Consider the following 13,903-nt stretch of genomic DNA (forward strand, 5'->3'; position numbering starts at 1 on the left):
ATACGTACATTTCAAAATTTTTGGATTATGAAATTATTAACAAAACATACTTATAACTTATTGTTTTTAAGGCAAGTAAAATTATATCGGTAAAGTGCAAATAAGTTCGATAAAAACGACACAAAACTGTTATTTCTTCTTTTTTGTAAGCCTTGTAGGATAAAGTCAAAAATGTGATGCCGCAAAAAAAATTATATTTATAATAAGGCATTTCTTACTTTGTTATTTTTTAGTTGTTATCCTATTCTTTTTGTTATATTAAACTGGTTCCTTTTAAGACCAATTGCTATTAAAAAATAATTGTTTTATTTCATTAATAAACTGTACTTTAGTTACATGAAAGTACTACAATTCCCTTTGGCGCGGATTACTATTGGGTTCATATTAGGCATTCTTCTTACGCATTATTTTCAGCCCAAACCGAATCATGTATTTGTGTTGCTTTTTGTTGCTGTTTGTGTTTTTGTAACTTCTTATTTCACTTCCAAAAAGACTTTTACAAACCCGATTTACTTTGGTTTAACCACCTATTTTCTTGCTTTTGGCATTGGCGCAAGCACGCAAATTATTCATACTCATTCTTTTCAAAAAAAAAATTATACGCATCATAAAAAAATTTATGAACAACCTCATTTGATCTCTGCAACCATTAGAGAAAAACTCCGAAGTTCATCGTATAGCGACCGTTATATTGTTTTAATAAAAAGCATTGATAGCGAAAATCGTTCGGGTAGAGTTCTTTTGAACATCAAAAAAGACAGCCTGAATCGTCCATTAACAATAGGTTCTCATGTTCAATTTTATGGTGATTTTGTTAAAAATACACCAGCAAAAAACCCCAACCAATTTGATTACAGCAAATACCTCCGAAGCAAACAAATTTATGCACAGCTTTATGCCGATGCTAGTGAACTCAAAATAGGTTCGGGTGTTGAAAAAAACGTTTGGTATTACACCTCGAGATTGCGAACAAGAATCATTGAGAATTTAGAAAAAAGCAATTTCAATAAAGCAGAACTCAACGTTGCCATTGCCTTAATTCTAGGGCAACAACAGGAAATTTCGCCCGAAATTATCAAGGATTATCAATATGCTGGTGCGGTTCATATATTGTCGGTTTCGGGATTGCATATTGGATTTATCTTGCTGTTTGTAACGTTCTTGCTCCAACCTTTTCCTAACACAAAGCGTGGTTCGTTTATCAAATTGATTGTTATTCTCCTGTCGTTGTTTTCGTTTGGGTTAATAGCGGGTTTGGCACCATCTGTATTGCGCTCGGTTACGATGTTTTCGTTTGTCGCTGTTGGAATGTATTTGCGCCGAAGCACGAATATTTATCATACTTTACTAGTTTCGATGTTGCTCATTTTACTTTTTGAACCGTCGTTTTTGTTTGATGTGGGTTTCCAGTTGAGTTATGTTGCTTTGTTTTTTATTCTTTGGTTGCAACCATTATTAGCCCAACTTTGGACGCCAAAAAATAAAATTGCGATTTATTTTTGGGACATTCTCACGGTTTCGTTTGCGGCACAAATGGGTGCTTTTCCTTTGAGTATTTATTATTTTCATCAGTTTCCGGGATTATTTTTTGTGACAAATTTAGTTATTATTCCGTTTTTGAGTTTGATCATGGCGTTGGGAGTTGTGGTCATGGTTTTGGCAGCGTTTGATTATGTTCCGCTTTTTCTCTCCAAAGCATTAGAATGGAGTATTTTTATTTTGAACAAAATCATCAATGCGATCGCCTCGTTAGAGCAATTTATCATTCGGGATATTCCGTTCAATTGGCAGTTGTTGTTGAGTGTTAATTTGGTTATTATTGCGACCATTCTTTGGTTTAAAAAACCTGGTTTCAATAGGCTTATTTTTGCTTTGGTTGCCGTAATTATTTTCCAAATTTCCTGTTTTGAAACGCATTGGAGGATACAAAACCAAAGAGAATTAGTAGTATTCAATTCAAAGAAAAATACGCTGATTGCTGAACGCATTGGCGAAAATGTGCTGTTATATGCTAATGACAGTCTTATGAAAACAGCCTGCAATAATCAATTTGTATCGGCATATTTAATGGGAAATTTTAGTCGTTTGACGGCTCGAAAAAAACTTGAAAATGTGATTTATTTTAAAGAAAATAAAATTCTGATTATAGACAGTTCTGGGGTTTATCTAAACGGAATTCATCCCGATATTGTCGTACTTACTCAGTCTCCAAAAATAAATTTAGAACGCTTTTTACAAACTGCAAAACCAAAAATGATTGTTGCGGATGCCTCAAATTATAAAACGATTCAAAAGCTTTGGAAAGCCACTTGCTTGAAACAAAAAATCCCTTTTCACTCCACAAGTGAAAAGGGATTTTATAGATTAGATTAAGAAAATTATGGTCTATTGTTACAAACTTAAAAATTCAAATCTTGAAATTGTAATTATTGGAGGAATTGAAATATGACTTAATAATAGTTTGTCTCCAGTTACCAATATACTTTTTGTTTCAATACAAAGGTCGTACAAATAATTGTCGTCTTCGTCTGGAGCTTCTTTATATCGCTGCATTATTTGAATGTTTTCGCAATTATTTTTTATTAAATCAACATATTCAATTCCTGGAAGAATTAAATGTTTTTTAATTTTTTTTCTCCCCAAAACATCTTCAATCTCATTTACCATTTCGGGGCAAATGTAAATTTGCAGTTTTTTTTCTTCTATATAATTCAAAAGCGTCTTTTCGGAATTAGTAATAATGGCACTTACCCAAATATTGGTGTCAAGTACAAAACTATTATTCTGCATTGTACGTTTTAGCGATTGTTTTTCTTGCCTTTCTACACTCTAAAACTATTTCATCAATTGACAACAATTCTTGATTTTCCTGAATAATAATTGATTTATTTTCGAGTGAAAGTTTTTTTGCTAGTGCTAACAATGTCTTACCGTTTTTAGTTCGCTCATTAATTTTGATTGTTACCATTTTAGTTTAATTTACATACAAACATACAAAAAAATGAAATGTGTATTATATTCAAAATCTAAATATTTATGGCTTTATAATTGATTGATTTAAGAGCGCAACCTGTTTAAAACAAAAATCCCTTTTCACGCAACAAGTGAAAAGGGATTTTATAGATTAGATTAAGAAAATTATTTTGTTTTAATAATTCCATTGGCAGCAGCCAACCAAGCTGCTGGTCCACCAGCAACATAACCCGTACTTCCTAGTCCTTTAAAATTAGGTTTCCCATCTTTTACGGTTGCATTTGCAAACCAAATTGTAGGATAGCCTTGTATTGCGAAAGCTTGTTGCAAGTCTGCATTTTGTTTTTTGATTTGATCCGTTTGTGGTACTCGTCTCGGGTAATCTAATTCAACTAGAATTACATTTTCTTTAGCCCATTTTGCAAATTCTGGTTTTTTAAACACCTCGTTTTGCAAACGAATACACCAACCACACCAATCGCTACCTGTAAAAAACAACAACATTGGTTTTTTGGTTTTATTAGACATTGCAATTGCTTTATTGACATCGGTTTGCCAATTTAATTCTTGTGCTTGAACAGCAAATGAGCCCAAGACAAATAATACGATTAAAACTATTTTTTTATTCATGATTTTATTAATTTTTTACAAATGTAAACAAAAACAATACCAAAAAAAGTCGGCTATTTTACATCTTGCATTAATTTTTTGATAAATGGTGAAATCGCAATTAAAACAACTCCGGCTATTAATGCATAAATTGCAAGTTGTTGATAACCGTTTGCATATACATTTAGCTTATCAATGTTTGAGGAATTTGCCGAAGCTTCAGCAATATTGGCGCCAAGCAAACCTGCAAAATACTGACCGTATGCACTGGCCAAAAACCACATTCCCATGATTACAGCTTGCATTTTTTGGGGAGATAATTTGGTCATGGCGGACATCCCAATGGGCGATAAACACAATTCTCCAAAAGTAATAACAAACCAACCAAAAGTGAATAAATTCAATGATGTTTTTCCGTCAGGATTGGCAAAAAATTTAGTGTAATAAAAAATCCAAAAACCACCTGCAAGGAATAAAAACCCTAACCCAAACTTAACCACCGTATTAGGTTCTATTTTCTTTTTCGCCATCCAAATCCAAATAATCCCCAACAAAGCCGCAAAAATAATAACGAATAATGCTCCTGATGAATTGTTTACTCCGTTTGGATCCAACTCCATTCCAAGCAATTTGTTGTCTAAATTATTGGCTGCAAATAAACTCAACGAACCACCACTTTGCTCATAAAATGCCCAAAAGAAAATAGAAAAAATGATAAATACTAATGCTGCCAATAATTTCTTATTCTCAACTTTAGAGAAATTACGCATTTCATAAAACAAATAAAGTATCGAAGCTGGACCTATTACCATCATAAAATAATCGGTATAAACCGTATTAGCAACCATTAAAATAATGACAGGTATTAAAACTAATGAACCAATATAGGTACTGATTTCATAGATTTTTCGCTTCGATTTTTCTAACCTTAACAAAGGGGATAATCCTATTTCACCTAAACTTTTTTGGGTTTGTATAAATGTCAATAAACTAATCACCATCACCACAGCGGCAAAACCAAAAGCATAATTCCAGCGAAGATTTTCTGGAACAAAACCCGCCCAGAGTGTACCATTTGCTACGGCAATACAAATATAGCCTCCAATCAACGCCCCGAGATTTATTCCTGCATAAAACAACGAGAATCCGGCATCACGACGCACATCGCCTTCTTTATACAATTGTCCAACCATAGACGAAATATTGGGCTTAAAAAAACCTGTTCCTACAATTGAAAACCCAATTCCAGTAAAGAACAACTCTTTTGGACTAATGGCTAATATTATACTCCCAATTATCATTAAAATGCCTCCCCAAAAAAGGGATTTCCGTAATCCAAGAATTTTATCCGCAAACAAACCTCCTATGAAGGTAAAGGCATAAACCCATGCTTGTGTTGCTCCATATTGCAAGTTTGCTGTGGTTTCATCCATATTGAGTTGACTAACCATAAAAACAGCCAACATGCCACGCATGCCGTAGAAACTAAATCGCTCCCACATTTCGGAGAAAAAAAGACTCCATAATTGTTTTGGGTATTTTCCTTGAAAATTTTGTATTTGCTCTCGTGTGATTTCTTTTTCCATTTAGAGTTTGATTGGTCAACAAATATAAAAACCTCTGAAAAACAGAGGTTTTAAGAATTATTCGAAATTATTAATGTACATTATTTTCTTTCATTACTCCATTGAGCCATTTTAGCATCACAAATAATAGCACTGCTGCTGCTAATACTAATCCAAAGTTTAAGTAAAAGAAATTTTGTTTCTCTGGAGTTTCTTCCCAAAGTGAGGATAAGATGCCCGATAATTTATTTCCTACAGATATCGCCAAGAAAAAACCACCCATCATTAATGCTGTTATTCGTGGTGGCGATAGTTTTGACACTAATGATAATCCCATTGGAGAAAGACACAATTCCCCAATAGTAATCACACCATACGATGCTAATAACCATAAAGAACTCGCTTTGATTGACAAGTCATTGGTTGCAAAAACAGCTCCTACCATTACTAAAGCCGATAAAGCTGTAATCACCAATCCAATGAATATTTTTGTTGGCGTGCTTGGTTCTTTCTTTTTACGTTTCATGAATCCAAAAATTCCAATAATTAATGGGGTTAAAACAACAACCCAAAACGGGTTCATAGATTGGTACAATTCTGTGGAGTACAATTTTAAATTTTCTCCTTTAGCAGGAATTTGATCGCCTGGTAATGTGGCAAAATATTTTCTTGATTTTTCTAGTTGTCCTATTTCGCTGCCATAATCGCCTTTTGCCTTTAATTCTTCGGCAGAAACTGCAGGCATTGCTTCTTCTTTTGCACGCATATCCGCTATGGTTTTATCAAAAGTAACTTGATCCGCAGACACAATATCATTATTAACAACCACTTGTGCCATGCCTACTTTATCAGCCACATTCGAAACAGCAACTGGCATGTTTCTATCCGTATGATCTTCGGCCCAAACGGTTAAAGCATCACCGTTCTGATGAAAAATGGCAAAAAATAAAATCACACAGGTAAACACTGCAAGCAATGCTTTAATAGCTCTACTCTCTTTAGCTTCGGCTTTAAAAGCAAGATAAATAAAGAACGCAATTACGGGTAAACAACCTATAATAAAGGCATCATTAGTATCTGATCCTAAAAAATTTCCAGGAATTAAATATCCAATAACCCCAAAAATAAACATAGGCAATACGGTTAATCCTAAAATTTTTGAGGTTGACATATCGCCTTCTTGAACCGGTTTTACGATATCAATATGTTTAATATGTTTAGTTCCTATAAGAAATACGACAATACCTATTAACATTCCTACTCCAGCTGCAGCAAATGCATGTCCCCAACCATAATTAATTCTCATGTATGCAGCCACAAAATTACAGATGAAAGCGCCAACATTTATCCCCATATAGAAAATATTATAGCCCGCATCTTTCTTGTCCTTCATGTCGTCGCTGCTGTACAAATTCCCAACAAGTGTTGAAATGTTTGGCTTGAAGAAACCGTTACCCACAATAATAAGCAACAACGCAATATAAAAAGTAGTTACACTATGAATGGACATTAAAAAATATCCGGCAGACATCATCAATCCTCCAATAATAATAGATCTTCGGTAGCCTAAAATTCTATCGGCTAATAATCCTCCAATAAAAGGAGTTAAATAAACCAATCCCAAATAGGTTCCATATATATCGGATTTTTTGGCGGCATCAAATCCCATTCCTCCATTGTTCCAACCGTCAATCATATATAGAGAAAAAATCCCTAACATTAAATAATAGCCAAATCTTTCCCACATTTCTGTTCCGAATAGAAACCAAAGCCCTTTTGGATGTCCTGTTTTTACTGCCGTTTCACTCATGTTAATCGTTATGAATTTAAATTATTATTAAAAGAAAAAGTTCTTGACTAAGAACTGTCAATTTTAGTGAAAAAATTACACATATTTCACGTTTTATGTGTTAAATGTTAAAAATAATCACAAATTCAAACCTATCAAAAAATGTAATCTGGCTGTAAATAAGTCCAAAATTGTATCTTTGCCTCAAATCATTTTATAATCAATTGAACATGAACAACGCTGTTGCCGGATTTTCGAAATTATCTAAAGATGAAAAAATCAATTGGATTGCCAAGGAATATTTTTCAAATACAGAAGGCGCGATTGCAATTATCAAAAATTATTGGAATACCAATGATAAAATCCAAAAACTCCACGACGAATTCATCGAAAATACGATATCCAATTTTTATATTCCGCTTGGCGTTGCTCCAAATTTTTTAATCAACGGGAAATTCAGCACTATTCCCATGGCAATTGAAGAAAGCTCTGTAGTTGCTGCAGCAGCAAAGTCTGCCAAATTCTGGTCCACACGTGGCGGATTTAAAACTACCGTTATCAATACCGAAAAAATAGGACAAGTCCATTTTATTTTCAAAGGCGACGAATCAAAACTAGCCCTTTTCTTTGCCCAGACTAAAACAAAATTTTTTACCCAAACCGAAAGCATTACTAAAAATATGCAAAAGCGTGGTGGTGGAATTCTAGATATTGTCTTACATGACAAAACCTTTTTATTACCCCATTATTTTCAATTACACGCTACGTTTGAAACTAAAGATTCGATGGGAGCTAATTTCATCAATTCCTGTTTAGAACAATTTGCCAAAACTTTAAAAGAAGAAGCATTGACTTATGATTTATTTTCGGATGAAGAAAAAGGCATTGAGGTTGTAATGAGTATTCTCTCAAATTATGTTCCAAATTGCATCGTTCGTGCCGAAGTTTCCTGTCCAATTGAAGCTTTGTCCGAGAAACATATTATAGATCCAAAAGCGTTTGCCGAACGGTTTGTTCGAGCGGTTCAAATTGCCGAAGTAGAACCCTTTCGTGCCGTAACCCACAACAAAGGAATCATGAATGGTATTGATGCCGTTGTGCTTGCTACAGGAAATGATTTTCGTGCAGTCGAAGCAGGAATTCATGCGTATGCTTCGAGAAACGGAACCTATTCGAGTTTGTCTCATGCTAAAATCGAAAATGGGATTTTTACTTTTTGGCTAGAAGTTCCTTTGGCTTTAGGAACAGTTGGCGGATTGACTTCTTTGCATCCATTAGTGAAACTGTCGCTAGAAATGTTAGAAAACCCATCGGCAAAAGAGTTGATGCAATTTGTGGCAGTTGCAGGATTAGCACAAAATTTTGCTGCTTTGCGTTCGTTGACTACAACAGGAATTCAAGACGGACACATGAAAATGCATTTGAATAATATTCTAAATCAGTTTGAAGCCAACGAGGAAGAACGGGTTTTGATAAAAAAACATTTTAAAGAAAATGTAGTTTCTCACAGTGCAGTTGTTGATTTTATTGAGAATTTAAGAAAACCTATTTAATCCATCAACCTAACCCTTACAGGGTTTAAAACCCTGAAAGGGTTAACTATCGAATGAAAAAAGAATTTTATAGCAACGGAAAACTTTTAATCACGGGAGAATATCTGGTTCTTGATGGCGGAATAGCATTGGCTTTGCCTACAAAATATGGTCAAAAACTAACCGTTGAAGTAGCCAATAATCAAGAAATAAGTTGGCGCAGTTTTGACTCAGACGGAAGCGTTTGGTTTGAAGATTCTATAACGTTTGAAGAAATAAAGCATCAACTAATACCAGAAAAAGAGTCCGTAAAAAACACTTTGATAAAAATTCTTCACGAAGCTTATGTTTTAAATCCAGACTATTTAAATCATTCTAATGGATATAATGTTACGACACAACTTACATTCCCTAGAAATTGGGGTTTAGGAACTTCGTCTACTTTATTGAATAATATTGCTCAATGGACACAAATCGATGCTTTTGAATTGCTTAAAAATAGTTTTGGAGGCAGCGGTTATGATATTGCTTGTGCTCAAAATGATGTTCCTATAGTATATCATTTAGAAAACGAAAAACCTGTTGTTGAAAAAGTAAGTTTTGAACCTAAATTTTCTGAAAATTTATATTTTGTTTATCTCAATAAAAAGCAAAGTAGCAAAACCGCTATCGCTGCTTATCACAAGTACAAAAATAAAAAACTAGAGAAAATCATTATCGAAAATAATAAAATCACTTTGGCAGTTTTAAATTCAAAAACAGTGCAAGAATTTTCTGGATGGATTCATAAACATGAAGCTCAACTGAGTGTTGTTCTAGAAATACAAACCGTAAAAGAAAATTTATTTCCTGATTTTAAAGGTGTCGTAAAAAGTCTTGGAGCTTGGGGAGGCGATTTTGTTATGGTGATTTCGAAAGAAAATCCGAGCAATTATTTCAAGGAAAAAGGGTTTTCTACACTAATTCCGTATAAAGAAATGATTTTATAATTTCAATAAGTCTTTGAATTTAACAGAAAAACGCTGGCTGTTTGACCTTTCGTCCAAAACTATTCTAATAAAATTGACATGAATTTTTTGGGAAAATTAAACCTAAAAAAATCCCGTCTACTTAAAAACGGGATTGATTTATAATTTGAAATTTAATCTAGTAATTAAATTGTGTTCTATTATCCTCTATTTTAGCAATAGCTTTTAGAGCTGGAACAATTCGGTTAGAATCCGAGGCGCTTTGCGCTTTTAATTTAGTTACATAAGCAGCGTGACTTTTTAATACCGGTGCTTTAATTACACTTTTATTTAGCACCACATAAACTCCTGTATTTCCTTCAATAGGCGCAGATAATTTGTTTGCTGCCAATGCAAATGCATTTCCAACGACTTTAGGTTCTTGACCAACTCCTCCTGGCAATACCGGATTTTCCATAGTAACATCTGCAGCTTGTTGTACCGTTGAAGCAGTAGCTTTTGCAATTGCTTCTAATGAAGTTCCTGTCATTTTTGCTTTGATAAGTTCCGCTTTTTTCTGGTTTTTTAGAATAGGTTCTATATATCCTTTTACTAAATCAACTGCCATTAGTCCCGCTTCATTTACTTTTTTAACTCTAGCGATTATATGTCCAAGATTGGCTACTTCAAATCTTTTTACAGCGCCTAAATCAGTTCCGGTTTCATAAGCCCATTGTATAATATTTCTTTGGTTTCCCAAAGATCCAAATGCTTCGTCCATAACTTTTACAGTAACAGTTGGAGCAATTGTAAGTTTCATGGCTGCGGCTGTTTTTGTAAAATCTTTTTCGGTTGCATCGATTTCAAATTTTGTAGCTTCTGCAAACACTTTGTCCGATGTTGCTTCTGAGGCTTCTACTTTTTGAGCTACAGTTGCAAGTCGAACTCCGTCTTGTTTATCAGTAACTTTGATAATATGAAAACCAAATTGTGTTTCTACAATTCCTAGTTTGCCAATAGCATTATTGAAAACAAAATCGTTAAATGGTTTTACCATTTGGTTTGGACCAAAAAATCCTAAATCTCCACCTTGTTGAGCTGATGAATCTTCTGAGGCTGTAAAAGCTAACATCATGAAACTGTCTGGACTTGCAGAAATTTGTGCAAGCAATGCTTCTGCTTTTGCTTTGGCTTCTTCTTTAGTTCTTCGTTCTTTTTGGTTTTGTGCTTGCGAACCTTCGTAACCAATAAGTATGTGACTTGCTTTTGCATTTACACCTACTTTTCTACCCAATGATTTAGAAATACAATAGTATTTGCCAAACATATAGGGTCCGTAAACTGAACCTGGAGCTAAATTATACAATTGTTCCGCATCAGTAGCCGGTAAATCTTTTTTAGCAACATAAGTTGAATCGTATGGCACATCTGAATTTGAGTTTACAAATTCGATGTTGTTTGAAGTTGATCTAAATCCTGATACTGTATCGTTTTTTCCTGTCGCTTGGTTGTAAACAACGCTTCCTGATAACAATCCACTGATTTTTGATTTAACTTCCGCTTCGTCTTCTTTTGAAGCTTTATCTTCGATAAGTACGTATTCTAACTCCCGAGATTCGTCTGCTTTATATTTTTTTTCATTCTTTTTCATGAAAGCTACAATCTCTTCATCAGTCACTTTTACTTGACTGTCTTTAATTGTAGAATACAATCCAGCAACATAAGCAAAATTCACTTTGTTAGCTTCCATTTCGTATTTTAATTTTCCTTCACTTTCTGTAGTGTAAATACCTGCTTTTACTAAGGTATTGTAGATTTGATATTTTGCATTAAGCTCTGCATCTTTTTCTCTATCCTTTAAATACTGTGCTTGTTCTGGATTTGATTTGAAATATTCTTTGAATTTTGCTGAGTCAAAAACTCCTGCCTCATTTAAAAACATAGGGTTTTTTCCAATGTTTTGATCTGCTTTCAAAACTTCCATGATGTGTTTTTCACCAACTCTTAATCCCAATTTCTCAAATTCAGTAGTTAGTAAAGCGATAGAAACTTCTTGTTCCCATACTCTATTAGAAGCTGCTGTAGAAGTCATACCTTGTTGACTTTTTTCAACATTGCTTACTTTTACTCTAAACTCTTCGAATGAAATATCTTTTCCATCTACACTTCCTACGTCCTTTGAACTTTTACCAAAACTTCCGTTACTGAAAAAATCTCCTGCTATAAATGCGAATAATGCGAATGCTATAACGAGCATCATTATAGTGGAACGTTGTCTAATTTTTGCTAAAACTGCCATTTTTATTGTTGTTAATTTTTATATTCAGTTTGCGAAAATACAATTATCTCGTTAATAATTATACTTGTAGCATTTTATTTTACAAGAAATATTGAAATAGTAAAAAAAATTAATCTTTTACGGTCATTTTAACCAATTCTATTTTCTTATTGGTGGCTGCTTCAATTACAAAATGATAATTTCCAATGGTTATTTCGTCGCCTTTTTCAGGAATTTCTTTGGTAAAATCAACAATAAAACCTCCTAGAGTTCCGTAAGAATCACTTTCTGGAATTGCAAGTTTATAAGTTTGGTTTAAATACTCAACATCAAATCGTGTGGAGAATAAAAAACTATCTACTGCTACTACTTTTTCTATTAGTTCTTCGTCTGAATCGTGTTCGTCTTCGATTTCTCCAAACAACTCTTCCACTATATCTTCAATTGTAATAATTCCCGAAGTTCCACCGTATTCATCTAGAACGACTGCAAGACTTTTACGTTTTTTGGTTAGCAAATTCATTGCATCTTTAATATAAATGGTTTCTGGAATGAATTCAATTGGAATAAGAATCGATTTGAGGTTTTTGGGTTTTTTGAATAGATCGAACGAGTGAATGTAACCTATAATGTCGTCTAGAGAATTTTGATAAACAACAATTTTAGAATAACCCGTTTCGATAAACAATTCCTTTAATTCTATAACCGAATCAAACAATTCAATTGCCACAATTTCGGTTCTTGGAGTCATAACATCTCTGGCTTTTACCCCTGAAAATTCTAATGCATTTTGAAACATTTGTATTTCAGAATCTACATCTTCGTTATCCTCAACGGTGCTCATTTGCTCGGTAATATAATTTCCGAGTTCTGTTTTACTAAAATAAAGTTGCACTTGATCGCCTTGAGTTTTAAAGAATTTTTTTAAAACAAAATCAGAAACCCAAATAAAAAATGTTGCGGTAAAATAAAACAACTTGTAAAAAATATAAGCTGGAATAGCAAAAAATTTAATGAGCGTGTTTGCGTATATTTTGAAAAATACTTTTGGCAAAAACTCCGCTGTAATCAAAATTATTAGTGTAGATAGTAGTGTTTGCAGAAATAAATTTGTTGATTCCGAAAAATCATATCCTAATGTTTCGATCCACTGCAGTATCAATTTTCCCATAAAAAACCCGTAAACCACAAGTGCAATAGTATTGCCTATGAGCATTGCGGCTATAAATTTTGAAGGCTTCTCAGTAAGTTTTGTAAGAATGTTTGAAATAAAATTATCTTGTTTTTTTTCTATTTCAAGGTAAATTTTATTCGAAGATAGGTAGGCAATTTCCATTCCCGAAAAAAAGGCGCATAGTATTAAACAAAGTAATATAATGCTGATTTCCATAGTTTAGGATTTACTATTATGGTCGTCAAATTTTTTTGCAAATTTTCGTCTAAAGAAAAACATGAATAGTGCCACAGCTGCGATTATGAATGTTAACCACGGAGTTGATTCTCCAGCATTCATTTTACTAATTGCATCGTAAATAAAAAAGAGGGCGAAAACAAGATATACGTATTGAGTGTATTTTAAATAATTCATGATTTTTATTAATTAAATTAATCTGCCGAAATCACTTCGCCAGCAATTTTTTGTGAATTTATGATTTTAAAATCTTTGCTAAAATCTATTCCTTGTCCGTTCGAAACTCCTTTTGGATCTGTAAATTTAAAGCTTTTTTCGGTAAAAAACCATTCGTTTTTTTGGTCGTAAAATAATTGCTCGGTTTCTAGTATTTGTCCGTCTTGAGAGGTGATTTTTACATTTCCTTGCAAATCAATAATGCTTGTTACTTTATAGGAAACGGCGTAGTTTGATTTTATAAAAGTTTTTTTACCTTTAATATCATAAAGTGTGACATCAATGCCTTTTGGAAATTCCGTGAAAGGAAAATTTATACTCGAAAAATCTAACATTTTTGGACTGACTAAAATCGCACTTATCCGACCTGAATCTGTGTATTTAAGATTTACTTTGTCTGCATCACCACTGGGAATAAACTCTGAAAAATTTATTTTTTGAACTTCTTTAAAATTACTTTCACATCCAAAAAACAGTGTCACAGCAAAAACTGTGACAACGGTTAGAGTTTGATATTTTTTTAGTAAAGTCATTTGCTCTATTTGACAAAATTATAGTTATTGTACTTAACTATTTTCAACAA

11 protein-coding genes are annotated in these 13,903 nt (G+C 33.3%); 3 read left to right on the forward strand and 8 right to left on the reverse strand.

The genetic code is table 11. The features are described 5' to 3' along the window. Positions 1-336 precede the first annotated feature (336 nt). Entirely contained in the window at positions 337-2,373 is a 2,037-nt protein-coding gene (locus tag RMO53_RS00830; protein WP_310377452.1) for a ComEC/Rec2 family competence protein, read from the forward strand. 18 nt (positions 2,374-2,391) lie between these two features. Here RMO53_RS00830 and RMO53_RS00835 read toward each other — a convergent pair whose 3' ends face one another. From RMO53_RS00835 to RMO53_RS00855, 5 genes are all read right to left on the reverse strand, one after another. Beyond that, positions 2,392-2,790, reverse strand: a complete 399-nt coding sequence (locus tag RMO53_RS00835) for a putative toxin-antitoxin system toxin component, PIN family (protein WP_310377453.1) — start codon at positions 2,788-2,790, stop codon at positions 2,392-2,394. Continuing rightward, complete coding sequence (locus tag RMO53_RS00840; protein ID WP_310377454.1) at positions 2,780-2,968, reverse strand: hypothetical protein; 189 nt, start codon at positions 2,966-2,968, stop codon at positions 2,780-2,782. The genes RMO53_RS00835 and RMO53_RS00840 overlap by 11 nt, the downstream gene beginning before the upstream one ends. Before the next feature lie 170 nt (positions 2,969-3,138). After that, complete coding sequence (locus RMO53_RS00845; RefSeq protein ID WP_310377455.1) at positions 3,139-3,603, reverse strand: thioredoxin family protein; 465 nt, start codon at positions 3,601-3,603, stop codon at positions 3,139-3,141. Positions 3,604-3,656: 53 nt separating this feature from the next. Further along, positions 3,657-5,168 carry a peptide MFS transporter gene (locus RMO53_RS00850; RefSeq protein ID WP_310377456.1) on the reverse strand — a complete coding sequence of 504 codons (1,512 nt, stop codon included), beginning with the start codon at positions 5,166-5,168 and terminating at the stop codon, positions 3,657-3,659. 70 nt (positions 5,169-5,238) lie between these two features. Then, positions 5,239-6,957: a peptide MFS transporter gene (locus RMO53_RS00855; RefSeq protein ID WP_310377457.1), complete on the reverse strand. Its 1,719-nt coding sequence runs from the start codon at positions 6,955-6,957 to the stop codon at positions 5,239-5,241. Positions 6,958-7,166: 209 nt separating this feature from the next. Here RMO53_RS00855 and RMO53_RS00860 point away from each other — a divergent pair, with 209 nt between their 5' ends. Continuing rightward, a complete protein-coding gene (locus tag RMO53_RS00860; protein ID WP_310377458.1) occupies positions 7,167-8,489 on the forward strand; it encodes a hydroxymethylglutaryl-CoA reductase, degradative in 1,323 nt (440 codons plus the stop codon). Positions 8,490-8,542: 53 nt separating this feature from the next. Next, positions 8,543-9,457 carry a GYDIA family GHMP kinase gene (locus RMO53_RS00865; protein WP_310377459.1) on the forward strand — a complete coding sequence of 305 codons (915 nt, stop codon included), beginning with the start codon at positions 8,543-8,545 and terminating at the stop codon, positions 9,455-9,457. A 157-nt stretch (positions 9,458-9,614) separates the two neighbouring features. Here RMO53_RS00865 and RMO53_RS00870 read toward each other — a convergent pair whose 3' ends face one another. The 3 genes from RMO53_RS00870 to lptC all read right to left on the reverse strand — a co-directional run bounded on the left by RMO53_RS00870 (position 9,615) and on the right by lptC (position 13,853). Further along, positions 9,615-11,714 carry a peptidylprolyl isomerase gene (locus RMO53_RS00870; protein ID WP_310377460.1) on the reverse strand — a complete coding sequence of 700 codons (2,100 nt, stop codon included), beginning with the start codon at positions 11,712-11,714 and terminating at the stop codon, positions 9,615-9,617. A 109-nt stretch (positions 11,715-11,823) separates the two neighbouring features. Beyond that, entirely contained in the window at positions 11,824-13,083 is a 1,260-nt protein-coding gene (locus tag RMO53_RS00875; protein ID WP_310377461.1) for a hemolysin family protein, read from the reverse strand. A 215-nt stretch (positions 13,084-13,298) separates the two neighbouring features. After that, positions 13,299-13,853, reverse strand: a complete 555-nt coding sequence (gene lptC, locus RMO53_RS00885; RefSeq protein WP_310377463.1) for an LPS export ABC transporter periplasmic protein LptC — start codon at positions 13,851-13,853, stop codon at positions 13,299-13,301. Positions 13,854-13,903 lie beyond the last annotated feature (50 nt).

Source organism: Flavobacterium sp. (assembly GCF_031409475.1).
Lineage (GTDB): Bacteria > Bacteroidota > Bacteroidia > Flavobacteriales > Flavobacteriaceae > Flavobacterium.